A 24663-nucleotide genomic window follows, 5' to 3' on the forward strand; every position below is an offset into this window, starting at 1 on the left:
ATCGCTACATTTAGATTTTTTTAAACAAAGAGGCCCGCATCGGGTGTCCCGATGCGGGCCTGAAGGTATTAAAATTGCTCCGCTTTCACTCGCTGTCGTCGACCAGTTTCCAGACGAGTCCGCCCAATGCTCCGCCGACGATGGGAGCCATCCAGAACAGCCAAAGTTGCTGCAATGCCCAGCCGCCGACGAACAGTGCCTGCCCTGTCGAACGGGCCGGATTGACCGATGTATTGGTGATCGGGATGGAAATCAGATGGATCAGCGTCAGCGTCAGGCCGATGGCGATCGGCGCGAAACCGGCCGGCACCTTGCTGCTCGTCGAGCCGAGAATCACGACGAGGAAAAACAAGGTCAGCACGATCTCGGCCACCAATGCCGAGACCAGGGAATAGCCACCCGGCGAATGTTCGCCATAACCATTCGCCGCAAAACCGCCGAGTTGGAAATCGGCCTTGCCGCTGGCGATCAGATAAAGCACGGCTGCTGCCACGATGGCACCGACAACCTGCGCGACGATATAAGGAATGAGTTGCCCGCCCGGAAAGCGGCCAGCCACTGTCAGACCCACCGAGACGGCTGGGTTGAAATGACCGCCTGAAATGCCGCCGACGGCATAGGCCATCGTCAGCACGGTCAGACCGAACGCAAAAGCAACACCCAGAAAGCCGATACCGAGGCTCGGAAATGCCGCAGCGAAGATTGCGCTGCCGCAGCCACCAAATACGAGCCAGAATGTCCCAAGAAACTCAGCGATGAGTTTTTTCTGCATGAAAGCCTTCTCCTTTGCCCTCAACCAAAACGAAAATCGGCCATCCATGAAAAAAACTCCGGGGAGGGATTCGCCCGAAGCACACCCACTTGAACGGCAAACGTTCGCCCAATTGTTTGCGAATCAACAATTGCGGCTAAATAGTAGCACACAACCGCTGATTTCTTGCGCATTTGGCGTTTGCGCTGAACAAAAATTGCGCTAAGGACACGCCTTACCTAATAAGGAAACCTTAGCATCCTCTAAATTGGTGGGATTATGACTGACGCGATATCTCCTTTATCGCCGAGCCCCTCGTCATCGAACAATGCTGTTGCGAACTCCCCGGCACGTGTTCTGATCGCGAGCCTTATCGGCACAACGATCGAATTTTTCGATTTCTATGTTTATGCAACGGCGGCGGTTATCGTCTTCCCGAAGCTGTTCTTTCCGGCAAGCGATCCGACCTCGGCAACGCTGCAGTCCTTCGCGACCTTCTCCATCGCCTTCTTCGCGCGTCCGATCGGCGCGATGATCTTCGGCCATTTCGGCGACCGGATCGGCCGCAAGGCGACGCTTGTCGCGGCTCTGATGACCATGGGTCTCTCGACAGTCGTGATCGGCATGCTGCCGACATACGAATCGATCGGCGTTCTCGCACCCGTGCTGCTGGCGCTTTGCCGCCTCGGTCAGGGTCTCGGTCTCGGCGGCGAATGGGGCGGCGCGGTGCTGCTGGCGACGGAAAACGCGCCTGAAGGCAAGCGCAGCTGGTACGCCATGTTCCCGCAACTCGGCGCGCCTATCGGTTTCATCCTGTCGGCCGGCCTTTTCCTCATCCTGCGCGAAACCATGGCCGATGCGGACTTCCTCAACTATGGTTGGCGCGTCCCCTTCCTGATCAGCATCGTGCTTGTTGCCGTCGGCCTCTATGTCCGTCTGAAGATCACGGAAACCCCGGAATTCCAGCGCGCCATCGAAAAGGAAGAGCGCGTTTCCGTTCCGATCGCGGTCATCCTCCGCTCGCATTTCCGCAGCCTGATTCTCGGCACCATCATTGCCGTTGCGACCTTCGTGCTGTTCTATCTGATGACGGCATTTACGCTGAGCTGGGGTACTCGTCCCCCGGGCAACGGTCCGCTTCCCGCCGGTCTCGGCTACTCTCAGGGCCAGTTCCTCGTCGTCCAGCTCGCCGGCGTCGTCTTTTTCGGCCTGATGATCCCGGTCTCCGGCCTGTTGTCGGACCGCTATTCGCGCCGGCTGGTTCTGATCCTGACAACGATCGGCATCTTCATCTTCGGCCTGTTCTATTCGTCACTGCTGACGGCTGGCCTTGCCGGTGCCTTTGCCTGCTCGATCATCGGTCTTGCCCTGATGGGCTTTACCTATGGCCCGATCGGCGCAGCTCTGGCGGCGCCCTTCCCGACCACCGTGCGCTATACCGGCGCGTCCATGACGTTCAATCTCGGTGGCATCGTCGGTGCATCCCTGGCGCCCTACATCGCCACATGGCTTGCGACGACCTATGGCCTGGTCTATGTCGGCTATTACCTGGCGGCCGCCGCGCTGCTCTCGCTGATCGGCATCCTGCTCTCGGGCAGTGACGAAGTCTGAGGATTTCGCGATAACCAATTAAAAAGGCCGGGTGAAAACCCGGCCTTTTTATTGAATCATTTTCCGAAGTCCGGAGCCTGTAACAGGCCACTCCTTACTCCGACGTGACACCCTGGAACGGGCGAACCTCCCGGCCGGGCATGAAGTAACCGAGACGCTTGATCTCCCACTCCAGCTTGATGCCGGATTTCTCGAAAACCTCGCGGCGCACCTGCTCACCCAGATATTCCAGATCGTAGCCTGTCGCCTGCTCCATGTTGATCATGAAGTTGCAATGCAACGACGACATTTGCGCGCCGCCGATGACGAGACCGCGGCAGCCCGCTTCATCGATCAGCTTCCAGGCGGAATGGCCTTCCGGATTCTTGAAGGTCGAGCCGCCGGTCTTTTCCCGAATCGGCTGCACGGTTTCGCGATGGGCGCGCACGGCATCCATCTCGGCGCGAATCTTGGCGCGATCTTCGGGATAGCCCTCGAAAAGGACATGCGTGAAGATCAGGTCTTCCGGGGCATCCGAATGCCGGTAACTGTAGCCCATCTCGGCATTGCTAAGCACATGCTTGTCGCCCTTGCGGTCGATCGCATGCACCTCGACGACGCGCTCGCGCGTTTCGGCGCCATTGGCGCCTGCATTCATCCGCGCGGCACCGCCAACGCTGCCCGGAATGCCGTAGTAGAAATGAAAGCCGCCGATGCTGTTGTCCATCGCCATGGCCGCGACATGCTTGTCGGGGCAAATAGCGCCTGCCAGGATGCGATTTTCGCCGGCAAGCTCGACGGAGCCGAAACCCTTGGCCGAAAGCCTGAGGACGACGCCCGGAATGCCGCCGTCGCGCACCAGTATGTTCGAGCCCACTCCGACGACCGTTAGCGGTACATCTTCCGGCAATATTTTCAGGAAGGCGACAAGATCGTCCATGTCATGCGGCTGGAACATCAGTTCCGCCAGTCCGCCGGCGCGGAACCACGTAACACGATCCATCGGCGCGTCCGGCGTCAGCCGGCCCCTGATGTTCTTTACACTGTCGCCGAGCGACGCGAGAAGCTTTTCCCCATTTACCTGTTTCATGCGGACTTACCCGAGAGGCCTTCCAATTCCTTTGGCAATGACGCTGCCCAATATGTGATGCTGCCAGCCCCCAACAAAACCACAAAATCACCCGGTCGCGCAATCTCTGCAACCATGGCGGCAAGATCTTCCTGCGATGGAAGATAGCGCGCGTCGCGATGACCGCTAGCCTTGATGCGCGAAACCAACGTCTGCGAATCGGCACCCTCGATGGGATCCTCGCCAGCCGCATAGACAGGCGCCAGGAAAATGCTGTCGGCATCGTTGAAGCAGGCCGCGAATTCCTCGAAGAGGCTCGACAGGCGCGTATAACGGTGCGGCTGATGAACGGCGATGATGCGCCCCTTGCAGGCTTCCCGCGCGGCCTTCAGCACCGCCTTGATTTCAACCGGGTGATGACCGTAATCGTCGAAGACCTTGACCCCGTTCCATTCGCCGGTCAGCGTGAAGCGGCGCTTGACGCCGCCGAAGGATGCGAGCCCTTTGGCGATCGCCTCGCTGGAGATCCCCAGCCGGTTGGCAACGGCAACGGCCGCCGTCGCATTGGAAATATTGTGGCGGCCCGGCATCGGCATGACGAGATCCTTGATCTGGATCACCTTGCCCGTGCGGCGCCTGCGGATTTCGATGTCGAACAGCGAGCGCGTGCCGTCGATGCGCACATTCGAGAAACGCACATCTGCCTGCGGGTTTTCGCCATAGGTGATGACCTTGCGGTCCTCGATGCGCCCGACCAGCGACTGCACTTCCGGATGATCGATGCACATGACGCCGAAACCGTAGAACGGCACATTCTCGACGAACTGCCGGAAGGCGGCACGGACTGCATCGAAATTGCCGTAATGATCGAGATGCTCCGGATCGATATTCGTGACAACGGCCACATCGGCCGGCAGTTTCAGGAAAGTACCATCCGATTCGTCGGCCTCGACCACCATCCACTCGCCGGCGCCCATGCGCGCATTGGTGCCGTAGGCATTGATGATGCCGCCGTTGATGACGGTGGGATCAAGTCCGCCGGCTTCGAGCAGCGTCGCCACGAGTGACGTCGTCGTGGTCTTTCCATGCGTGCCGCCGATGGCGATGGCGCTGCGGAAGCGCATCAGTTCAGCCAGCATTTCGGCTCGGCGCACGACCGGCAGCAGCTTTTCGCGTGCGGCGACGAGCTCGGGATTGCTCTTCTTGATTGCGGTGGAGACAACAACGACTTCGGCATCGCCGAGGTTTTCCGCCTTGTGGCCGATATGAACCGGAATACCCTTATCGCGCAGCCGCTGCACGTTGGCGCTTTCCGATTGATCGGAACCCTGCACGCGATGGCCGAGGTTATGCAACACCTCGGCAATGCCGCTCATTCCGATACCGCCTATACCGATAAAATGCACAAGGCCGATAGCCTTCGGCAGCTTCATGCGCCTGCCCCCTTGAATTGCTGAATTGAACGTCCCGCGGCAATAACCTCAACCATGTCGGCAAGCAAGTTTGCCGCATCCGGCTTGCCTGCCTGCTTGGCTGATGCCGCCATCTTTGCGAGCTTTTCCGGCATGGTCATGGCGCCGCGCAGGATGGTGGAAAGCTTTTCCGGCGTCAGTTCCGATTGCGCGATCACCTTGACGCCGCCGGTTGCCGCCAGCGCAGCCGCATTGGCTGCCTGATCGTGATCGAGCGCATGCGGATAAGGCACGAGAATCGCCGGGCGCCCGATAACCGCAAGCTCGGAGACCGTGGAGGCACCTGAGCGGCAGAGAACCAGATGCGCGGCGCCGATGCGCTCGGCCATATCGGTGAAGAACGGTGCGACATCAGCCCCCATGTCAAGCTTTCTCGTGCAGCTGTTGACTGTCTCCATATCTTCCGGGCGCACCTGCTGGGTAATGCGCAGGCGCTTGCGCAGCGGCTCCTCAAGCAGACTGATTGCCGTAGGCACGGCCTTCGAGAAATACTGCGCACCCTGACTGCCGCCGAAAACGACCAGATTGAACGGATCGTCCAGTCCCGACGGCACATAGGGACGCTTGGCAGCATCGATGACGGCCGGGCGCACGGGGTTTCCCGTCGTGACCGTCTTTTCCGCAAATGCGCCGTTATCCGTGAGGAACCCGCCCGCAATCGCACGGACGCGCGTCGCCAGCATCTTGTTGGCGCGGCCCATGACGGCATTCTGTTCATGCAGCATGGAGGGCACACCCATGCGCGTGGCGGCAAGAAGCGGCGGCACCGTCGGATAACCGCCGAAGCCGACGACGCAGACGGGCTTCAGTCTCTGGATCAGCTTCCGCGCCGCGCGCATGCCGCTCCACAGTGTCCAAAGCGCGCTTGCAACCTTCAGCGGATTCTTCGACCCGATCGTCGCCGAGGGTACGACATGGATTTCTTCAGCCGGAAATTTGCCGGCATAGCGTTCGGCGCGGCTGTCGGTGACGAGGTGCACGGAATAGCCGCGCTCCTTCAATTTATAGGCCAGCGCCTCGGCCGGAAATACGTGACCGCCGGTTCCGCCGGCGGCTAGAAGGACAATGCCTTTACTCATAATTTTCGCTCCCGCGAACACCCCACTACTCGGGGCATCTCCCTAATATAGGAAGCCGCCACGGCCGCGTCATCGACCCAGGCCAAGCCCCCCTCATAGACCGCCGCTTCCTGAAAAGCGACCGGAGAATGAGGGATAGCCAGGAGATATCGAGAGCAAATGGCAGATAGTCCCAAGACGATCACTCCGCCGGCAGCCCGTGCGTCACGCGGAACAGGGTGCGATCCTGCGCGCGCTTTTCCGGCCTGTGACGCGTCAACGCCAGGATGAAGCCCGCCGTCACGCAGATCGCGGTCATCGATGACCCACCATAGGAGATCAGCGGCAGCGTCATGCCCTTGGCCGGCAGCAGCTGCAGGTTCACGCCGATATTGATGATCGATTGAATGCCGATCTGCAGCACGAGGCCCGCAACGGCGAAACGGTTGAAATCGTTCTTTTCCTTATAGGCATGCGACAGGCCGCGCAGCACCAGGAAGGCAAAGATGAGCACAAGCACCATGCAGAAAATGACACCGAACTCTTCGGCGGCCACCGAGAAGATGAAGTCGGTATGGGCATCCGGAATGATACGCTTGACGATGCCTTCACCGGGGCCAACGCCGAACCAGTTGCCGTGAACGATCGCTTCCTTGGCGGTATCGACCTGGAAAGTATCGCCCTCGCCCGTCATGAACTTGTTCACGCGTTGCGCCACGTGATCGAAGACGTAATAGGCTGCGACGAAACCGCCGGCGCCAAGACCGCCGAGCACGATGATCCACAGCCAGGGCATGCCTGCCATGAAGAACATGCCGCCCCAGACGGCGGTCGTCAGGATGGTCTGGCCAAGGTCAGGCTGGGCGACGAGCAACGCGACGACGATGCCGAACAGGATGATGGCGAAGAGATTGCCGGGGATTTCCGGCTGGCGTGCATGTTCGGAAAACAGCCAGGCGCAGACGACGACGAAAGCCGGCTTCATGAATTCCGAAGGTTGGATCGACAGGGCGGCGATATTGACCCAGCGCCGCGATCCCTTGACCTCGATGCCAAAGAAAAGCGCAAAAAGCATCATCGCCAGCGAGACGACGAGCAGGATGACAGCCGTCCTTCGCACCTGCCTCGGCGACATGAAGGAAATGCCGATCATCGCCGCAATCGCCGGGATGAGGAACAGGGCGTGGCGTTTGACGAAGTGGAATGGCTCAAGCCCGATACGCTCCGCCACCGCGGGTGAAGCCGCGAAGGAAAGCATGAAACCGATGCCGATCAACAAAATGAAAAGGGCGAGAAACACGCGGTCGATGGTCCAGAACCATTCGGCCAAGGCCCCACGTTCAACGCGGCTTACCATATCATTTGCCTCCAGCTGCTGAACCGATCAGCATGGTGACACCCTCGATCGCAGCCACATGGCTGACGAAGGCGTCGCCCCTGACCTCGAAATTCTTATACTGATCGAAACTTGCGCAAGCCGGTGACAACATCACCGCCGCGGATGCATGTTCATCCCTGTCTGCATCGGCTGCCGCATGCGCGACGGCCCGTTCCAGCGTACCGGAAATTTCGTAGGGCACCTGCTCCCCGAGCGTTGCGGCAAAGGCAGGTGCGGCCTCGCCGATCAGATAGGCCTTGGCGATGCGCGGAAAGAGCGGCGCAAGCGTCGTGATCCCGCCCTCTTTCGGCAGGCCGCCGGCAATCCAATAGATATTCTCGTAGCTCGAAAGCGCAGGTGCCGCCGCATCGGCGTTAGTCGCCTTGGAATCGTTGACGAAGACCACTCGGCCGCGCTTTCCCACAGGCTGCATGCGATGCTTGAGGCCGGGGAAGGATTTCAGCCCAGTCCGGATTTCCTCGGCCGAAACGCCGACGGCAAGGCAGGCGGCGATTGCCGCCGCGGCATTCTGTGCATTATGGCCGCCGCGCAAGGTCTGGATCCCGTCGAGATCGGCAATCTCGCGTGCAGCACCGCTCGCTGCCTGCATGATGCGGCTGCCCTCCGCATAGAGGCCATCCGCCAAGGCATGCCGGCGCGAAATCCGGGTCACTTTTCCACCGGCACGCTCTACGCGATCGGCGATCAAGGAGGAATGACTGTCATCGACGCCGACGACGGCCACGCCGCTGCCCGCGACCAGCCGCTCCTTGATGTCGGCATAGTGCTGCATCGTGCCATGCCGATCGAGATGATCGGGCGTGAGGTTCAGCAGAATGCCGGCCGAAGGGTTGAGTGTCGGCGCCAGATCGATCTGGTAGGAGGAGCATTCGACCACATAAAAGCGCCCGGCCTTCGGCGGATCAAGCGTCAGGACGGCCGTCCCGATATTGCCACCGAGCTGCGTGTCGCGGCCGCTCGATTGCAGGATATGGGCGATCAGCGCAGTCGTCGTCGATTTGCCGTTCGTGCCGGTAATGGCGATGAACGGGCAATCGGGGACATGCGCCCGCCGCTCCCTGACGAAAAGCTCGACATCACCGATGATCTCGACACCGGCGGCATGAGCGAGATCGACGGTCCAATGGGGCTTCGGATGCGTCAGCGGCACGCCTGGCGACAAAACGAAGACGGACTGGCTGTTCCAGTCGATCGTCCTGAGATCGGCAACCGCTATTCCCTCCGCTGCCGCCTTGGCCACGCTATCCGGATTGTCATCCCAGGCCGTGACCTCGGCGCCACCGGCGACGAGCGCTCGCGCCGTGGCGAAGCCCGAGCCGCCGAGGCCGAAGAGAGCGACCTTCTTTCCGTTCAGCGTGGTGACGGGGATCATCGGCGCCTCACCGCAGCTTCAGGGTGGACAGGCCGATCATCGCCAGGATGACCGCAACGATCCAGAAACGCACGACGACCTGGCTTTCCGTCCAGCCCTTCTTTTCGAAGTGATGGTGGATGGGTGCCATGAGGAAGACACGGCGTTTGGTCATCTTGAAGAAGCCGACCTGAATGATGACGGAAAGCGCTTCCAGCACGAAAAGACCACCGATGATCGCCATGACGATCTCGTGCTTGGTGGCGACAGCGACAGAGCCGATCATGCCGCCGAGCGCCAGCGAACCGGTATCGCCCATGAAGATGGCGGCCGGCGGCGCGTTGAACCAGAGAAAACCGAGACCCGCTCCGATAACCGCGCCAAGGACCACGGCCAGTTCGCCCGTACCGGGCACGAAATTGATCGCGAGATAGTCGGCGAAAACGAAGTTTCCGGCCAGATACGAGATGATGCCGAAGGAGGCGGCCGCGATCATGACCGGCACGATAGCAAGCCCGTCGAGACCATCGGTCAGGTTGACGGCATTCCCAGCGGCTACGATGACGAATGCACCGAAGAACACGAAGAACATGCCGAGATTGAGCAGCAGGCTCTTGAAGAAGGGGAAGGCGACAGACGACCCGAAGGTCGAACCGGCCGGGCCGGAAGATAGCGCGGTCGTCATCATGAAGTAGACGGCGATAGCCGCGATGATGAATTCGATGCCGAGGCGCGCGCGGCCGGAAAAGCCCTTGTCGCTCTGCTTGGTCACCTTGAGATAGTCGTCATAGAAGCCGATCGCGCCGAAGCCGAGCGTCACCAGCAGGGTGGCAACGACATAGACATTGGCAAGATCGGCCCAAAGCAGCGAGGAGACGACGATGCCGGCCAGAATCATCAGCCCACCCATCGTCGGAGTGCCGGCCTTCTTGAAATGCGTCTGCGGACCGTCGGCGCGGATCGGCTGCCCCTTGCCCTGGCGCACGCGCAGGGAGGAGATGATTCGCGGCCCGAAGAGGAAGACGATCAACGCTGACGTGAACAGGGCACCGCCGGTACGGAACGTGATGTATCTGAACAGATTGAGGAATCTGAAATGAGTACTGAAAAAATGAATATGGTCCGACAGTTCGGCAAGCCAGATCAGCATAAGAGCCCTTTCTAAAGCCCCTGATGGGTGTGGGGCCCCGTGTCGGAAAATGCGGGAAACTTGTCAAGCAAGCCCGCCACGATCTTTCCAAATCCCAGCCCCAGCGACGATTTCACCATCAAGACGTCGCCAGGGGCGACTGAATTGAGCGCGAATTCCGAGAGCTCCTCCGTCGTCTCGCGATATTCGACATGAACACTTTCCGGCAGCTCATCTCTCAAAGCCGCCATCTCCGGACCCGCCAGCCAGACATGCTCGATGCCGGCCGCCAGCAGCGGTCCGGCAAGGTTGGCATGCACGCGCTGGGCGTAATCCCCCATCTCCAGCATATCGCCGAGAACGGCGATCCGCCTGCCCAGCCGCCCGCCCGGACCCGCATGCGGCGAGGTCGTCGCCAGCAGCGCGATAGCCGCGCGCATGGATGCTGGGTTGGCGTTGTAGCTTTCGTCGATCAGCGTGAAATAGCCGTTGCCGATCGCGCGCTTGTGGCGCTGTCCCCGGCCCTTTTCCGGCTGCAGATCCGCCAGGGCATCGACCGCCTCGTCGAGATCGGCCTCCACCAGCATGACAGCACCGAGCACGGCAAGCGCGTTTTCGGCGATATGGCGGCCGGGCGCGCCGAGCGCCACCTCCATGGTCTCGCCGCCGATCGTCAGCCAAAGCGTCGAATTTTCTTCCGAGGCATTGAATTCCGCAAGGCGCACATCGGCCTTCGCATGCTGGCCGAAACTGTGCACATGCTCGATGCCTGCCTCCAATGCGGCATGTTCCAGCATCTCGAACTGATCGCTGTCGTGATTGAGAATGGCATGGCCGCCCGGCACGACACCCTCGAAAATTTCCGCCTTCGCGGCTGCGATTTCACTGATGCTGTTGAAATTGCCGAGATGTGCCGGGGCAATCGTGGTGATGATCGCCACATGCGGCTGCACCATCTTGACCAGCGGGCGAATTTCACCGGGGTGGTTCATGCCGATTTCGAAAACGCCGAAATCGGTGTCTTCGGGCATGCGGGCCAATGTCAGCGGCACGCCCCAGTGATTGTTGAAGGAAGCAACGGAGGCATGCACTTTGCCAGAAGGCGTCAGCGCCCGGCGCAGCATCTCCTTGGTCGTCGTCTTGCCGACCGAACCCGTGACGGCGATGATCTTGGCCTGTGTACGCTTGCGGGCGGCGGCACCGAGCCGTGCAAGCGCCGCCAAGACGTCATCCACGACTACCTTCGGCACAGCCAGGCTGCCCATGGCCGGCAGCCGTGCCTCACTAATCACGATGAAAGCGGCGCCGTTCGCCATGGCGATATTGGCATAATCATGGCCATCGACACGATCGCCCTTGATGGCAAAAAAGGCTTCGCCCGGCTGGATGGAACGACTGTCTATGGAAATGCCCGTAATGCCCTCAGGCAGCGATCCGACGAAGCGGCCCGAGATTGCAGCGATCAGATCCTCAGTTGTCCATAACCAGCTCAAGACTTCAACTCCTCCAATGCTTTGCGCAATTCGGCATGATCGGAGAACGGCAGCGTCACGCTGCCGATCGTCTGACCTTCCTCATGCCCCTTGCCGGCGACGATCAGCGTGTCGCCGGATGTCAGCATGCCAACCGCCGTGCGGATTGCTTCGGCGCGATCGCCGATCTCCATCGCACAGCTGGCCGCCGCCATGATCTCCGCGCGGATCGTTGTCGGATCCTCGGATCGCGGATTGTCGTCGGTAACGACGACGACATCGGCGAGACGGCAGGCAATCTCGCCCATGATCGGGCGCTTGCCGCGATCCCGATCGCCGCCGCAACCGAAGACGACGATGACACGGCCCGTCGTGAACGGCCGCACCGAATTCAGAACGTTCTCGAGCGCATCGGGCTTGTGAGCGTAGTCGACATAGGCCAGCGCACCGTCATGCGTGTGACCGACAAGCTCCAGGCGACCGGATGCGCCAACGAGCTTTTCCAGTGCCGCCATGGCGATCGGCGCCGCGACCCCGGTCGAAATGGCAAGGCCAGCGGCAACAAGCGCATTGGCGATCTGGAAATCCCCGGCCAACGGGATATGAACTTCGAAGATATCGTCGCCGACATGTACCTCGGCGATCTGCTTGTGGCGGAAATGCTCGACGCGCTTCAACGTCAGGAAATCACCCTTGCGTCCGACGGTACGCACATCCTGCCCTGCCTCGCCGGCGGCGGCGATGGCCTGTGCCGACCAGGCATCATCGGCAAAGATCACGGCCGGCGAACCCTTCGGCAGCAAATCCCTAAACAGCCGCATCTTGGCGGCCATATAATCCTCGACTGTCGGATGGTAATCCATGTGATCACGGCCGAGATTGGTGAAGGCAGCAGCAGCGAGCTTCACGCCATCGAGCCGGAACTGATCGAGGCCGTGACTGGAAGCCTCCATGGCCGCATGCGTGACACCTTCGTTGGCGAGTTCGGCCAGCAGCTTGTGCAGCGACACCGGATCGGGCGTCGTCAGGGCGCCATATTCGTTGCGGGTCGGCGAAACAACGCCGGTCGTGCCGATCATGGCAGCCGGATGACCGGCATAGGCCCAGATCTGACGTGTGAAGGAGGCAACGGAGGTCTTGCCCGCGGTCCCCGTCACCGCCACCATCGTTTCCGGCTGCCGTCCGTAGAAGCGCGACGCCGAGACGGCAAGAAAACGGCGCGGCTCGGAAACCGAGAGCACGGGTACGCTGCCGGCATCGGCCCCATGACCCGCAACCACGACCGATGCCCCGCGCGCAACGGCATCGGCGATAAAGCTCGCCCCATCAGCTTTGGTACCGGCCACAGCGACGAAAGCCATGCCAGGCGACACCTTCCGGCTGTCGGCGGAAATTCCGATTATCTCAAGATCGCCAAGCGTCCCGCCAATCTGTGTGTTGAGTTCCGGAAATCCATTTCCGGCAATGTCCCGCAAATTCATCGAATGTACTTTTCGCCTTCTCGATCAGTCCGCCCCTCGCGAATCGACGTGTGTATTCTTTCACGCTTAATAAGACACCAGCAAGGCCGAGTTGCCGTTTCCAAAACTTGGCTGGATGCCGAGGATCGGTGCCGCCCGGGCGATAATGTCACGCGCGATCGGCGCTGCGGTGTAGGCCGAGATGGTGCCGCCATGCTCACCGGTCTTCGGCTCATCGCAGAAGGTCATGATGATGTATTGCGGATCGTCGATCGGGAACGCGGCCATGAAGGTATTGAAATTCAGCGTATTGGAGTACCGGCCGTTGACGACCTTGTCGGCCGTGCCGGTCTTGCTGCCGACATCGTAACCCGGTACGCGGGCAGCACGGCCCGATCCCTTCGAACCATTGAAATCCAGCAGGAAGCGCACGTTGTCGCTCGTGCTCTTCTTAACGACGAGCTTGGCAATCTCATCGGCCTGCTCGCGGCTGCGAGGCAGGAAAGTCGGCTCGATCAGCTTGCCGCCGTTGACGAGCGCTGCACCGGCAACGGCTGTCTGCAGCGGCGTCGTGGAGACGCCATGACCGAAGGAGATCGTGATCGAATTGATCTTCTTCCAGACACGCGGCTGTGTCGGCATCTTCACCTCGGGCAATTCGGTCTGCATCTTGGTAAGCAAGCCGATGCGGGTGAGGAACTCCTTGTGCGCGTCGATGCCGACGAGATCGGCGATCTTCGCGGTGCCGATGTTCGACGAATACTGGAAGATTTCCGGAACGGTCAGCACGCGATGCTGGCCGTGGAAATCTTTAATGGTGAAGCCGCCGATACGGATCGGATTGGTAGCGTCGAAAGCGTCACGCAGCGTGACCTTGCCGGAATCGAATGCCATGGCCATGGTAAAGGTCTTGAAGGTCGATCCCATTTCGAACGTGCCGTTCGTCATGCGATTGAGCCAGCCTTCGGCGGCACCTTCGTTCGGGTAGTTCGGATCGAAATCGGGCGCGGACGCCATGGCGAGCACTTCGCCCGTGTGGACATTGATCACTGCCGCGCCGGCGCCCTTCGCCTGGAAATTCTTGACGGCGTTGACGACCGCATCATGGACGATATCCTGCACGCGCAGATCGATGGAGAGCTTCACCGGCTGCAGCGGCTGGTCGTTGGTCATGCCTGCGGCGGCGAGATCGGCGAGCCCCTGGTCGTCGATATACTTCTCCATGCCGGCAACGCCGCGGTTGTCGATATTGACGTAGCCGAGAATATGGGCAGCGGTCGAACCGCCGGGATAGAAGCGGCGCTTTTCCGGGCGGAATCCGATGCCGGGAATGCCGAGCGCCAGGATCTGGCTCTGCTGTTTCGGCGTCAGCTGGCGGCGCAGCCAGGCAAAATGCGAACTCTTCACCGAAAGCTTCTTATAGGTGGACTTGGCATCGAGATCCGGCAGGACCTTGCGCAGCTCCTCGACGGCCTCATCCGGGTCGATGATTTTGTTCGGCTCGGCAAACAGCGATACGGTCCGGATGTCAGTTGCCAGAAGGGCACCATTGCGATCGACGATGTCGGGCCGCGACGCCATGAGGCGATCCGGCGGCAAAATGCTTGACGTCGTATCCGGCGGCGTCATGGCGAACTGGGCAAGACGAGCACCGATCACGCAATAGACCGCGATGAAACTGGCCACCAGCAGAACGACGCGGCTCCTGGCCTGGGTCGCCTTGCGCTTGCGCGCACCTTCGAAGGTCGAGCGCGAAAAACCATCGCTCGGTCGATTGTTGCCGTCGGTGGAGAAGTGCGCCTTGCTCTTCAGAACCATGATGCGAGAAAGAAAAGACATTATTCGTCCACCGATCCCGTTGCGATATTGTCGATGTCTGGCTTCTTGCGCTTCACCAAGGCGGGCGCCTTCGGCCGCGGCGCCGGAGCGGCGGCCACATCCGCAATCGCCTTCCTGATCTGCGCGTCGGTCGTATCGCCGTTCTTAGAGGCTATAGATGCATTGCCCTTGACGGGCTTGCCGCTCTTTGGATCGTTGGATGCCGTCACCGTCGGCGGCGGAAGCTGCGAGCGCAGCATCGGCATCTCACTCGGCTGGACGATCGCGGTCGAGAGCGTCGGCTGCAGCTGTAGCTCGCCGCTATAGGCGTTGACGAGCTTTTCAAGACGGTTCGGCTGCGAGACCAGCGCCCAGTCCGCCTTCAGAAGCTCGATCGTGTCTTTCTCGAGCTTGATCTCGGATTCGAGACGGCGAACCTCTTCCAGCTTCAGCTCGGCCCGATGCTTGATCGTATAGGTCACGCTGGCCATGGCCGTCATGACGCCGATCAGCACGATGTCAAAAGTCTTCAGCATCTCAACCTCCGAGCTTTCCGAGACTGGCGAGATTGGGCAGATCGAAGATCGAGAAATCGGCAGCTTCGGCTGGGGCGGCGGTGCGAAGCCCCGCGCGCAGCTTGGCCGAGCGAGCTCGTGGATTGACCTCTGCCTCGGCATCGCTCGCGGAGATCATCGACTTGCCGACCGGCTCGAAGGTGGCAGGCCGCTCATTCACGATCGGCATGTGGCGCGACCCGGCAGCACGGCCCGAACGATCGGCAAAAAACTTCTTGACGATCCGGTCTTCCAGCGAGTGAAAGGTCACGACGACGAGGCGCCCGCCCGGCTTGAGAACGCGCTCGGCCGCAAACAATGCCTGGGCCAGCTCACCGAGCTCGTCATTGACGAAAATGCGCAAGGCCTGAAAGACCCGCGTTGCGGGATGAATCTTGTCCTTCGCCTTTCGCGGCGTCACAACCTCGATCAACCCAGCGAGATCGCGGGTGGTCACGAAAGGAGCTTCCGCACGCCGCTTCTCGATCGCATGCGCGATACGCGGGGCCTGCTTTTCCTCGCCAAGGAACACAAAGATGCGAATGAGATCGGCGAGCTTGGCGCGATTGACGACATCGGCAGCCGACACGCCGCTGGCCGACATGCGCATGTCGAGCGGACCGTTCTTGTTGAAGGAAAAGCCGCGCTCAGCCTCGTCGATCTGCATGGAGGAAACGCCGATATCGAGCACGACGCCATCGAGGCCAGCTGCCGGCGCATGGTCGGCCAGCCGGGAAAACTGCGATTGGATGAGATTGAGGTGACCGGCATGGGCCGAAACGAGCGCCTGCCCCGCCGCGATCGCCGTCGGATCGCGATCAAGCGCGATCACATCGGCGCCGGCGGCAAGAATGGCTGAGGTATAGCCGCCAGCCCCGAACGTTCCATCAAGAATGACCTTGCCGGGCGCCGGAGCGAGCGCGTCAAGCACCTCGGAAAGGAGAACCGGAATGTGACGAACCGGTCCGCCACCGGCATCAGAAGAACCTCCGCCTGAATTCGCCGCCATTCCGCTTCCCCGCTCTATTCCGAGCGCCTGCCCGCCAGCCTGCGCTCCTCTCGTGCCTGCGCCTGCAAGGCCAGAAAGGCCTCCGGTTGCCACAATTGAAAATGATCCGCCCGACCGACAAAGGTCACTTCGCCTGCTATTCCGGTAAAGTCGCGAATGAAATCCGTGACCATCAGCCGCCCTTCGGCGTCGAGCTTCATAAAGACCCCGCCCCCATGAATGAGGAGCGACATCTGGTTCGCCGCCGGCGAAAACGGATCGTCTGCTACAATCTGCCGCTCGAAGCGATCGAGCAGATCGAGACCGCCGACACTGATCGCCGGAAACACAAAATCCTGAAAGCAGTACAGCTCCTGGATATTGCGGTCGGCCAGCACGGAACGAAACGCCGCCGGCACGGAAACCCGCCCCTTGGAATCGATCCGGTTGGTCGCATTTGACAGGAAGCGGTTCATGACGCGAAACACCCGTCCCCCATGACCCGTAAGCCGCTACTCGCTTACAGGCACAGCCAAAATCGGACACAGCTTCGCAAACCGAAAGGGCCGACACCCCTTCGACACCCCCAGAACGGGAGCAATCATGGCTTTGCGATGATTGGGCTCTGATTTGCCCTTGTGCAGTGTTCTTTTGGGATACCATGGGACCATATGGGCGTCAATGGGATGAAGCCACGTCACACGTGGCCGCAGCCTGAATATTCATAAGCCGTTAAGTTTAACGAAAGGTTAGGATCGGCCTCAACCAACGTCCCGAAACGGATTGTTTTCACAGGCGAAACGCCCCGCCTGCCAGGGCCGCAAACCCCGGAAATCCGGGCACGTCGCCACTCTCGAAATTATTTGCGGAAAGCGGGAGCGCGCCTTTCCTCCCGCAGGCGTGATGATTTGCCAGTTGGCCTGTAAGCCGGGTTCTGTATGGCTCCGGCCGAGGCCGGAACGTGGCAGCCATTCATCTGGGACGGCGCTTGCGCGACGCCTCTTGCAACCCACCCGGATGACCGGCCCGGAAACAGGCTGGAGCGCTTGCGCGCCCCGTGTCATCCCTATTCGGTTTTGCTCCCGGTGGGGTTTTCCGTGCCGTCGCTGTTGCCAGAGACGCGGTGGGCTCTTACCCCACCCTTTCACCCTTACCCGGCGCAAGGCCGGGCGGTTTGCTTTCTGTGGCACTTTCCCTGAGGTTGCCCCCGCCGGACGTTATCCGGCACCGTGTTTCCGTGGAGCCCGGACTTTCCTCACCCCATCGCCTTTCAGCATTGATGAAGCGCGGCTGCCCGGCCAACTGGCACTGGCTCATTAACCGAGACCGACCGCAATTGCCATCGAAATATGCGGCCTCGTGGGCGCTGGATGTCAATTGCGGAAATGCGCTGAGAAATCCGTGCCGTAGCCTTCGTCCTTGATTCGGCCTGCGAGCAGCAGTTCCGCCCCCAGCCTACCAATTTCGTCGGAACTCTTTGCAGCCATGCCACATCCGCCAGTCAGAATCGCAACACGCGGCGAAGAGGTATAACCGATCATGGGATAGCTCGTTGGCGAATAGGAGACGGCACAGGAATTGGTGAAGGCCGGTGGCCGCCTCACGCCGGGAACGAGCCCATGGAATATCCGCACCAGATGCTCGCGTGCCTTATCGCGGCCGGCTGTACGGAACCAGGCACGCAATTCCGCCTCGGTCTCGAATTGAAGATCATCGGGATCGCCGCCGATCTTGATGTAATATTTGCCGTCCGGATAGCGGATCGGCGGCAGCATATAGATGCTCTCCACATCATCAGCTGCCTTCGATATCAGCGACGGCATGCCGGAAAAGGCTTCGGATTCCGTCTCGCTCACCTCGAAGAAAGTAACCGTGCGGCCATAAACCTTCATCTCAACGGGCCGCGGCAAGAGATTCTCCGCAATGGAGAAACCTCCGGCGGCCAGGAGGACTTTTTCCGCGCTGAAAGTCTCGCCCTCCGCTGTCGTGACGACCGCCAGACCACCCTCGTCGCGGATCGATAATGCCGTCTGCTTGATGATGCGGGCGCCGGCTTTTTCCGCCAGCAGGGACTGTGCCTTCACCAGCCGGCGCGGACTGATATGGCCTGCCCCACGCGGTTCAAAGACACCTTCGCTTCCCGATGCGAACGAGAAGAAAGGGAACTTCTTCTCGAGTTCCGCGTCGCCGAGGACTTCCGTTTGAACGCCGAGCCGCCTGGCCGCTTCTACGACATCACCGACATAAGCTATTTCACCACCCCGCTCCGGCCCTACAACAAGGCAGCCGACCGACGCATAGAACTGGATGCCGCTATCCCGTTCGATTTCCGCATAGCGGCTGATCGAACGGTTCGCCAGGCGGGCCCAATCGGCATCGGGATCGATCGTCCGGGTGATGCGGCCCTCGTCGTAATGGCTGCCGAAGACGCCCTGATGACTGGCGCGATGTTCGGGTTCATCCGGCCCGATGACGGCAATGCCGTCGGTCTGCCTGGCCAGGTGGCGGGCAGCAGCTGCCCCCATCATACCCCTGCCGACGACGATGAACCTGAAATCCGCTGCCATGCTATGATCCTCGTGAACAACAGTGGTTCGATAGCATGGAAGACGATTCCGCCCTACTCCGCAATTCCTGGCTCGGATAACGTCAGTCCAGAAGCGCCAGCACCTTGCCGCAATAACGTTTCGAGATCGGGTTCATGCGCGTGGCGCCGTGACCCGCATTGTATTTGAGGATGGTATTGCAGGTCTGACCGCCGCCGAGATCCTGCGCCATGGCCAGGTACTTCATGCCGAACTTGATGTTCGTCTCGGGATCGTAGAGCCCCTTGGTTCCTCCGGAATATCCCATCAGCCGCGCCGTTGCCGGCTTGATCTGCATCAGGCCGATCTCGCCTGCACTACCCCGGGTTTTCGGATTGAAATTGCTTTCGATCTTGATGACGGCGGTCGCCAGTTCGACTGCAACGCCGTTCTGCTTGGCATATTTGGCAATTAGGCCGGTATAACGATTTTGTCGTGCGAAGGAGGTTTCTGCATCACGCAATTCGGCGGGAACGTTTGGCATCGGAAAGCCGGTGGTGCGGCTGACGATCTTGAGTGGAAGCGTTTTCTGCCTTGCGTCACGCTGGCCCGCAAAGGCGCAATCATATCCCGCCAGCAGCACGCCCACGCATGCTGCAGCCGCAACAATCAAATTTTTCATGTAGTCTTTTGTCTCCAGGGGCGGGACCGCGGACAGCACAAGCCATCACGTCCGGCTGGAGGCAAAAAGAGCCGCCGGAATGCACAGTCCCCATTAGTCGTCTACGGCCGCGCGACACACAAACCCAGACGGCGCGACCGCCGTTCAGCGAGCGTCGTTAGACCAATGCAATGCGGAGATAATAGGGAAAAGATGTGGCGTAGCAGGGAGTTACGCATTTTCACATCAATAGCCGGCTATAAACATAGCCGGTGCCGGCAAAAGGCTACGAATAGCGAGGCAGCGCGGACAGGAGGCGATGAAGCGTATCGATCGTGGAAAAATCGGCAATGCCATCCACACGCTCCTGGCGGAAATGACGCTGAAAGGCTTCCACGTCCCCCTTCAGCTTCTCTGAGAATTCCCCTGTTATTTCAGTACTGTAGCCATAAAGTGAGAGCATGGACTGCAGCGCTTCGATCGGTTGACCGACATCGCCCTTCTGGAAGAACCTTCCGCCGGTGATCGGCGTCGGTTCCACCCAATGTCCCACCCCTGCCTTAGCCAGCTCCGCCCAAGGGAATTTCTCGCCCGGATCCACCTTTCGCACGGGTGCCACGTCGGAGTGTCCGAGCACGCGTTCCGGCGCGATTGCCCAGCGTTGGCCGCAATCGCGACACAGTTCGACGACTGCTTCGATCTGCGCGTCGGGAAAATCCGGCAGTCCGCCCGGATGGCCGGCATTCGCGATCTCGATGCCGATCGACCGCGAATTGATATCGATATCGCCATGCCAGGAGCTCTTGCCCGCATGCCAGGCGCGGCGCTCTTCCGGAACGAGCTGAACGATGCGGCCGTCCTCGAAAACGAAATAGTGGCTCGACACCTGGCTCTCCGGGCGACAGAGCCAATCGAGCGCGCCCTCGGCCGTGCCCATGCCGGTATAATGCAGAAGAATGATGTCGGGCCGCCGTCCATCCCGCCTCTCCCCATGGTTCGGCGAAGGCTGCACATGGGCGCGAGCGAAATCGGCCTTAAATGCACTCATGCGGCGCGGCGTTCTTTCTCGATCTCGGCATAAGCCGCATTCAGGGCTGCCATGCGCTCGTTGGCAATGGCATGAAACTCTTCGGGAACCCCTCGCGACACGAGGCGATCCGGATGGTTCTCATAGACGAGGCCATGGTAGCGGCGACGGATTGTCGGAAAATCGTCCTGCCGCGATACGCCGAGCACCTTATAGGGATCGCGGCCGCCAGCACTCACATGGCGGGCCATGATCTGTTCGAACCGCTGCTCGCTCATGTGGAAGATTTCGGCGACATGCTGAAGGAAGGCCATTTCCTTCTCATGGATCAAGCCGTCGGCCTTGGCGATATGGAATAGCCCGTCCAGCACGTCTTCCAGCACCGGGCAATTCTTCGTGCAGGTCTCGCAAAGCGAGGCCAGTCGCTCCGCATAGGCCTCGTAACCGGCGACGTCCTGACGCGCCAGATTATAAAGACGTGCGACATTCTTGGCCTGGTCGGGAGGAAATTCGAATATCTCGCGAAACGCATTGATTTCGTTTTCCGTCACCACGCCGTCAGCCTTCGCCATCTTGGCCGAAAGCGCGATGATGGCGACGGAAAAGGCCACTTTGCGTCGGGTTTCCGGATCGCCTTCGAACACGGTGCGAATAGCCTCGACCACCGCGGACAGGGCATTGCCGGCAGTGCTACCGATAGCATTCAGCAATTTTTCCCAAAACGACATGGTGGTTCCAACGGCCTCTAAACAGTAGAACACCTTGATCAAATTATGGTTGCCATTGCAAGCAGTCCATTCGTCGCAAGGCGGAAAACTCTTTTCACAATTTGGTAATGATTGCGGACGTCGCACCTCATCCAATTGTGCACGATCTGCCCTCCAGCGGCAAAACAAACCGCGAATTTCTTAAATTCTTTACTTTACACCCATGCCTGCCTGTCGCATCCATTCCCACCGCAACCATTGAAATGAAGCAGCTTGACTGCAAGGAGGATCTCCATGGCCAAACAGAAAGTCGCAATGCTCACCGCCGGCGGATTGGCACCCTGCCTTTCTTCCGCGGTTGGCGGGCTGATCCAGCGCTACAGCGACGTGGCACCTGATCTCGACATCATCGCCTATCGTTCCGGCTATCAGGGTGTGCTGCTCGGAGACAGCATCGAAGTGACCGCGACCATGCGCGAACAGGCCTATCTGTTGCACCGCTATGGCGGCTCGCCGATCGGCAACAGCCGCGTCAAGCTCACCAACATTGCCGATTGCGTCAAGCGCGGTCTGGTCAAGGAAGGCGAAAACCCGCTGCGCGTCGCAGCCGAGCGACTGGCTTCCGACGGCATCACCATCCTTCACACGATCGGCGGCGACGACACCAATACCACAGCGGCGGACCTTGCCGCCTATCTCGGCGCCAACGGCTATGATCTGACCGTCGTCGGCCTGCCGAAGACTGTTGATAACGATGTGGTGCCGATCCGTCAGTCTCTTGGCGCCTGGACGGCAGCCGAGGTCGGCGCGCATTTCTTCGATAACGTCAGCAACGAACAGACTGCCGCGCCGCGCACATTGGTCATTCATGAAGTGATGGGCCGCCACTGCGGCTGGCTGACGGCCGCAACGGCGCGCGCCTATATCCAGAAGAGCAGCGCCAACGAATATGTCGACGGCTTCATGATGAATGCCGAATTGAAGCGCATCGACGGCCTTTATCTGCCGGAAATGCTGTTCGACATCGAAGCGGAAGGCGAACGTCTGCGCGCCATCATGGAGAAGACCGGCCAGGTGACGCTGTTCGTATCGGAAGGCGCAGGTCTCGAAGCCATCGTCGCCGAACGCGAGGCGGCCGGAGAAACCGTCAAGCGCGATGCTTTCGGCCACGTGAAGATCGATACGATCAATGTCGGCGGCTGGTTCCAGAAGCAGTTCGCAGCGATTATCGGCGCCGAACGCTCCATGGTGCAGAAGTCGGGCTATTTCGCACGCTCCGCCCCCGCAAATGGCGAGGATCTCCGCCTGATCCAGGGCATGGTCGATCTTGCGGTGGAAAGTGCGCTCAACAAGGTATCTGGCGTCACCGGCCATGACGAAGGACAGGGCGGCAAGCTGCGTGCCATCGAATTCCCCCGCATCAAGGGCGGCAAGGCATTCGACATCACCCAGCCATGGTTCGCCGACGTGATGGACCATATCGGGCAGAAATATACACAAGCCTGATTGATCGACGATCAATCGGACTGAATTCACAATCAGGCGGCCTGATCGATGATCAAGCGGCCTGATCTGCGATCAAGCGGATTGACGGATCGCAAATCCGGTGTCTTTGCTGGCGGCGGAAGAGGAATAGAGGAGGATTCTATGTCCATCGAAACCTGGCTCGCTTTCGCCGCCGCGTCCTGCATCATGCTGGCCATCCCGGGTCCGACCATTCTCCTTGTCATATCCTATGCGCTGGGCCACGGGCGTAAGACGGCCCTGGCCACCGTGACCGGTGTCACTTTGGGCGATTTTACGGCAATGACCGCTTCCCTGGCTGGCCTCGGAGCCCTTCTCGCCACTTCGGCGGCACTGTTCACGATTCTCAAGCTGATCGGCGCCGCCTATCTCGTTTTCCTCGGAATCAAGCTGTGGAGAGCGCCGATCGTTACGGGTCCGCTGGGCGACAATGACAATCTACCCGAGGAAAAACCATTAAAAATCATGCTGCACGCATATGTTGTAACGGCACTCAACCCGAAGAGCATTGTGTTCTTCATCGCCTTCGTGCCGCAATTTCTCGACCTGTCGAAGCCATTTCTTGCGCAAACGCTTATTTTGGAGGCGACCTTCCTCACGTTGGCGGCCCTGAACTCGCTCATTTACGTGTTCGTCGCCGACATGGCGCGCGGCTTCATCCGCAAGGCAAGCGTGCAACGCGCGGTCAACAGAACGGGTGGTACCCTGTTGATTGCCGCCGGTGCCGTGACCGCCGGATACCGCCGGATGGCCGCCTGAGGCTGTGCAGGGTTGCGGGCCGATCACGGATAGGTTAATGGGGATTCATAATTTTATCGATCCTGTGACCGAATTTGGCGGTCCTGTGGCCGAATTACATCGAAATTAGGTTTGGCTTTTCGAAAGTGACAGAATGGTAGCGATCGGATTTCCCAGCCTGAAGCGCAGCGTTGCCTTTTCGGCAATGATGTACGGCGCTCTTGCCGGGTGCGCAAGCACTCAGCAGCAGACGTCTCAGGCAGAACTCCCGTCGGCACACACCAACGTGCCGCATCCGAATACGACCCTGACCGCAACCGGCGCTGCCTCGTCTACGGGCGGCCCGGCAATGGCCGCAGTAGCGCCGACATTCATCGGCCCGCGGCAGCCGCAGCAACAGGTGGCCCTGGCAAAATCCGGCCGCGTTGCCCCAGGCTCGGTCAACGCCGCCCCCGGCGCCGTGAACCAGCAGCAGATTGATGCGGCGCAAGCGCGTTTCGGTACCCCGGCGGCAAATGCGCCTAACCAGGGAACGATCGCAATTGCCGCGGCAACCGGTGCACCCGCCGCCAATACCACGACAGCCGCGGCCTATGCCGCATCCGACGTGCCGCTCGTGCCTTCCGTGGTCGCAATCCCCATGCCCAATCCGGCACGCCCCGGCGATGCCGCCCTGACGCCGGTCTCGGCCTCCGTCGCGCAAGGTGAACCGACCATTCCGATGACGTCGGATATTGCCGCCATTCAGGTTGCCGTGCCGACGCCGCGTCCGGGATCCGAAGCGCAGGCCGAAGTCGCTTTCGCGACGCCGGCACAGATCGGCCAGCCGCGCTATGTGGACAACCGCATGCATTATGACTTCAATTTCGACAGCAGCGGCCCGACCGTCGTTCCCGCAGTGGTGACGACGACGACCTCCAACTATGATTCAGATGTGCCGGCCGAGGAAAAGAGCTACGTCTCAAAGCTCATCCAGAAATATGCCAAGCTCTATGAAATCCCGGAATCGCTGATCCATCGCGTTGTTCACCGCGAGAGCCGCTATAATCCGAAGGCCTATAACCGGGCCGGATATTTCGGTCTGATGCAGATCAAGTACAATACGGCCAAGTCCATGGGTTACCAAGGCCCGGCGTCCGGCCTGCTCGATGCCGAAACCAACATCAAATACGCCGCAAAATATCTGCGCGGCGCCTGGATGACGGCAGACAGCAAGGCTGCAAACAAGGAAAGCAATGCCGTCCAGCTTTATGCACGTGGCTACTATTACGATGCCAAGCGCAAGGGCCTGACAGATGTCGCCAACGGCAATTACTGATTTCATCAAGGCATTTTGAAAGCCGGCTTGGAACGGTTCAGCGTCTCATCGA

At 60.2% G+C, this 24663-nt stretch carries 21 protein-coding genes and 1 other RNA gene; 4 read left to right on the top strand and 18 right to left on the bottom strand.

Annotated features, from left to right (window positions below):
* Positions 1-85: 85 nt before the first annotated feature.
* A complete protein-coding gene (aqpZ, locus tag PH552_RS28295) occupies positions 86-772 on the bottom strand; it encodes an aquaporin Z (protein WP_113249438.1) in 687 nt (228 codons plus the stop codon).
* A 258-nt stretch (positions 773-1030) separates the two neighbouring features.
* On the opposite strand from aqpZ, the gene PH552_RS28300 reads away from it, so the two are divergent.
* A complete protein-coding gene (locus PH552_RS28300; protein ID WP_113249381.1) occupies positions 1031-2362 on the top strand; it encodes an MFS transporter in 1332 nt (443 codons plus the stop codon).
* 94 nt (positions 2363-2456) lie between these two features.
* Here PH552_RS28300 and murB read toward each other — a convergent pair whose 3' ends face one another.
* The 17 genes from murB to PH552_RS28385 form a co-directional block, all read right to left on the bottom strand.
* Entirely contained in the window at positions 2457-3431 is a 975-nt protein-coding gene (gene murB, locus PH552_RS28305; RefSeq protein ID WP_112342546.1) for a UDP-N-acetylmuramate dehydrogenase, read from the bottom strand.
* Positions 3428-4843 carry a UDP-N-acetylmuramate--L-alanine ligase gene (murC, locus tag PH552_RS28310; protein WP_112342547.1) on the bottom strand — a complete coding sequence of 472 codons (1416 nt, stop codon included), beginning with the start codon at positions 4841-4843 and terminating at the stop codon, positions 3428-3430. The genes murB and murC overlap by 4 nt, the downstream gene beginning before the upstream one ends.
* Positions 4840-5961, bottom strand: coding sequence for an undecaprenyldiphospho-muramoylpentapeptide beta-N-acetylglucosaminyltransferase (murG, locus tag PH552_RS28315; protein ID WP_112342548.1), 1122 nt, complete (start codon positions 5959-5961; stop codon positions 4840-4842). Before murG ends, murC begins: the two co-directional genes overlap by 4 nt.
* Before the next feature lie 181 nt (positions 5962-6142).
* Positions 6143-7297 (bottom strand): putative lipid II flippase FtsW, encoded by a 1155-nt coding sequence (ftsW, locus tag PH552_RS28320; protein ID WP_112342549.1) that lies wholly within the window; start codon positions 7295-7297, stop codon positions 6143-6145.
* Between the two features lies 1 nt (position 7298).
* Positions 7299-8711: a UDP-N-acetylmuramoyl-L-alanine--D-glutamate ligase gene (gene murD, locus PH552_RS28325; RefSeq protein ID WP_113249382.1), complete on the bottom strand. Its 1413-nt coding sequence runs from the start codon at positions 8709-8711 to the stop codon at positions 7299-7301.
* Between the two features lie 7 nt (positions 8712-8718).
* Positions 8719-9840 carry a phospho-N-acetylmuramoyl-pentapeptide-transferase gene (mraY, locus tag PH552_RS28330; RefSeq protein WP_112342551.1) on the bottom strand — a complete coding sequence of 374 codons (1122 nt, stop codon included), beginning with the start codon at positions 9838-9840 and terminating at the stop codon, positions 8719-8721.
* An 11-nt stretch (positions 9841-9851) separates the two neighbouring features.
* Positions 9852-11312: a UDP-N-acetylmuramoylalanyl-D-glutamyl-2,6-diaminopimelate--D-alanyl-D-alanine ligase gene (locus PH552_RS28335; protein ID WP_112342552.1), complete on the bottom strand. Its 1461-nt coding sequence runs from the start codon at positions 11310-11312 to the stop codon at positions 9852-9854.
* Positions 11309-12772, bottom strand: coding sequence for a UDP-N-acetylmuramoyl-L-alanyl-D-glutamate--2,6-diaminopimelate ligase (locus tag PH552_RS28340; protein WP_113249383.1), 1464 nt, complete (start codon positions 12770-12772; stop codon positions 11309-11311). The genes PH552_RS28335 and PH552_RS28340 overlap by 4 nt, the downstream gene beginning before the upstream one ends.
* A gap of 66 nt (positions 12773-12838) precedes the next feature.
* On the bottom strand, positions 12839-14590 hold the full coding sequence (locus tag PH552_RS28345) for a peptidoglycan D,D-transpeptidase FtsI family protein (protein ID WP_113249384.1): 1752 nt from the start codon (positions 14588-14590) through the stop codon (positions 12839-12841).
* On the bottom strand, positions 14590-15105 hold the full coding sequence (gene ftsL, locus PH552_RS28350; RefSeq protein WP_113249385.1) for a cell division protein FtsL: 516 nt from the start codon (positions 15103-15105) through the stop codon (positions 14590-14592). Before ftsL ends, PH552_RS28345 begins: the two co-directional genes overlap by 1 nt.
* Before the next feature lies 1 nt (position 15106).
* Positions 15107-16132 (bottom strand): 16S rRNA (cytosine(1402)-N(4))-methyltransferase RsmH, encoded by a 1026-nt coding sequence (gene rsmH, locus PH552_RS28355; RefSeq protein ID WP_113249386.1) that lies wholly within the window; start codon positions 16130-16132, stop codon positions 15107-15109.
* Between the two features lie 14 nt (positions 16133-16146).
* Positions 16147-16587, bottom strand: a complete 441-nt coding sequence (gene mraZ, locus PH552_RS28360; RefSeq protein ID WP_112342557.1) for a division/cell wall cluster transcriptional repressor MraZ — start codon at positions 16585-16587, stop codon at positions 16147-16149.
* 431 nt (positions 16588-17018) lie between these two features.
* Positions 17019-17417: RNase P RNA component class A (gene rnpB / locus PH552_RS28365), an RNA gene on the bottom strand.
* A gap of 67 nt (positions 17418-17484) precedes the next feature.
* Positions 17485-18678 (bottom strand): NAD(P)/FAD-dependent oxidoreductase, encoded by a 1194-nt coding sequence (locus PH552_RS28370; protein ID WP_113249387.1) that lies wholly within the window; start codon positions 18676-18678, stop codon positions 17485-17487.
* Between the two features lie 82 nt (positions 18679-18760).
* The gene (locus PH552_RS28375; protein ID WP_113249388.1) at positions 18761-19318 is read right to left on the bottom strand and encodes a lytic transglycosylase domain-containing protein; all 558 of its coding nucleotides are present in this window, start codon (positions 19316-19318) and stop codon (positions 18761-18763) included.
* A gap of 265 nt (positions 19319-19583) precedes the next feature.
* Entirely contained in the window at positions 19584-20345 is a 762-nt protein-coding gene (locus tag PH552_RS28380) for an N-acetylmuramoyl-L-alanine amidase (RefSeq protein ID WP_113249389.1), read from the bottom strand.
* Positions 20342-21052 (bottom strand): J domain-containing protein, encoded by a 711-nt coding sequence (locus PH552_RS28385; protein ID WP_112342561.1) that lies wholly within the window; start codon positions 21050-21052, stop codon positions 20342-20344. The genes PH552_RS28380 and PH552_RS28385 overlap by 4 nt, the downstream gene beginning before the upstream one ends.
* 273 nt (positions 21053-21325) lie before the next feature.
* On the opposite strand from PH552_RS28385, the gene PH552_RS28390 reads away from it, so the two are divergent.
* The 3 genes from PH552_RS28390 to PH552_RS28400 all read left to right on the top strand — a co-directional run bounded on the left by PH552_RS28390 (position 21326) and on the right by PH552_RS28400 (position 24611).
* A complete protein-coding gene (locus tag PH552_RS28390) occupies positions 21326-22537 on the top strand; it encodes a pyrophosphate--fructose-6-phosphate 1-phosphotransferase (RefSeq protein ID WP_113249390.1) in 1212 nt (403 codons plus the stop codon).
* A 141-nt stretch (positions 22538-22678) separates the two neighbouring features.
* Positions 22679-23314 (top strand): LysE family translocator, encoded by a 636-nt coding sequence (locus tag PH552_RS28395; RefSeq protein WP_112342563.1) that lies wholly within the window; start codon positions 22679-22681, stop codon positions 23312-23314.
* Between the two features lie 133 nt (positions 23315-23447).
* Positions 23448-24611, top strand: a complete 1164-nt coding sequence (locus PH552_RS28400) for a lytic transglycosylase domain-containing protein (protein WP_113249391.1) — start codon at positions 23448-23450, stop codon at positions 24609-24611.
* The last annotated feature ends 52 nt before the right edge of the window (positions 24612-24663 follow it).

The organism is Rhizobium aureum (assembly GCF_030182495.1).
GTDB lineage: Bacteria > Pseudomonadota > Alphaproteobacteria > Rhizobiales > Rhizobiaceae > Rhizobium > Rhizobium tropici_C.

Bases quoted from the DNA above. Each gene is read 5' to 3' on its own strand.
- aqpZ (WP_113249438.1), bottom strand. From the start codon at position 772: ATGCAGAAAAAACTCATCGCTGAGTTTCTTGGGACATTCTGGCTCGTA.
- PH552_RS28300 (WP_113249381.1), top strand. From the start codon at position 1,031: ATGACTGACGCGATATCTCCTTTATCGCCGAGCCCCTCGTCATCGAAC.
- murB (WP_112342546.1), bottom strand. From the start codon at position 3,431: ATGAAACAGGTAAATGGGGAAAAGCTTCTCGCGTCGCTCGGCGACAGT.
- murC (WP_112342547.1), bottom strand. From the start codon at position 4,843: ATGAAGCTGCCGAAGGCTATCGGCCTTGTGCATTTTATCGGTATAGGC.
- murG (WP_112342548.1), bottom strand. From the start codon at position 5,961: ATGAGTAAAGGCATTGTCCTTCTAGCCGCCGGCGGAACCGGCGGTCAC.
- ftsW (WP_112342549.1), bottom strand. From the start codon at position 7,297: ATGGTAAGCCGCGTTGAACGTGGGGCCTTGGCCGAATGGTTCTGGACC.
- murD (WP_113249382.1), bottom strand. From the start codon at position 8,711: ATGATCCCCGTCACCACGCTGAACGGAAAGAAGGTCGCTCTCTTCGGC.
- mraY (WP_112342551.1), bottom strand. From the start codon at position 9,840: ATGCTGATCTGGCTTGCCGAACTGTCGGACCATATTCATTTTTTCAGT.
- PH552_RS28340 (WP_113249383.1), bottom strand. From the start codon at position 12,772: ATGAATTTGCGGGACATTGCCGGAAATGGATTTCCGGAACTCAACACA.
- PH552_RS28345 (WP_113249384.1), bottom strand. From the start codon at position 14,590: ATGTCTTTTCTTTCTCGCATCATGGTTCTGAAGAGCAAGGCGCACTTC.
- ftsL (WP_113249385.1), bottom strand. From the start codon at position 15,105: ATGCTGAAGACTTTTGACATCGTGCTGATCGGCGTCATGACGGCCATG.
- rsmH (WP_113249386.1), bottom strand. From the start codon at position 16,132: ATGGCGGCGAATTCAGGCGGAGGTTCTTCTGATGCCGGTGGCGGACCG.
- mraZ (WP_112342557.1), bottom strand. From the start codon at position 16,587: ATGAACCGCTTCCTGTCAAATGCGACCAACCGGATCGATTCCAAGGGG.
- PH552_RS28370 (WP_113249387.1), bottom strand. From the start codon at position 18,678: ATGGCAGCGGATTTCAGGTTCATCGTCGTCGGCAGGGGTATGATGGGG.
- PH552_RS28375 (WP_113249388.1), bottom strand. From the start codon at position 19,318: ATGAAAAATTTGATTGTTGCGGCTGCAGCATGCGTGGGCGTGCTGCTG.
- PH552_RS28380 (WP_113249389.1), bottom strand. From the start codon at position 20,345: ATGAGTGCATTTAAGGCCGATTTCGCTCGCGCCCATGTGCAGCCTTCG.
- PH552_RS28385 (WP_112342561.1), bottom strand. From the start codon at position 21,052: ATGTCGTTTTGGGAAAAATTGCTGAATGCTATCGGTAGCACTGCCGGC.
- PH552_RS28390 (WP_113249390.1), top strand. From the start codon at position 21,326: ATGGCCAAACAGAAAGTCGCAATGCTCACCGCCGGCGGATTGGCACCC.
- PH552_RS28395 (WP_112342563.1), top strand. From the start codon at position 22,679: ATGTCCATCGAAACCTGGCTCGCTTTCGCCGCCGCGTCCTGCATCATG.
- PH552_RS28400 (WP_113249391.1), top strand. From the start codon at position 23,448: ATGGTAGCGATCGGATTTCCCAGCCTGAAGCGCAGCGTTGCCTTTTCG.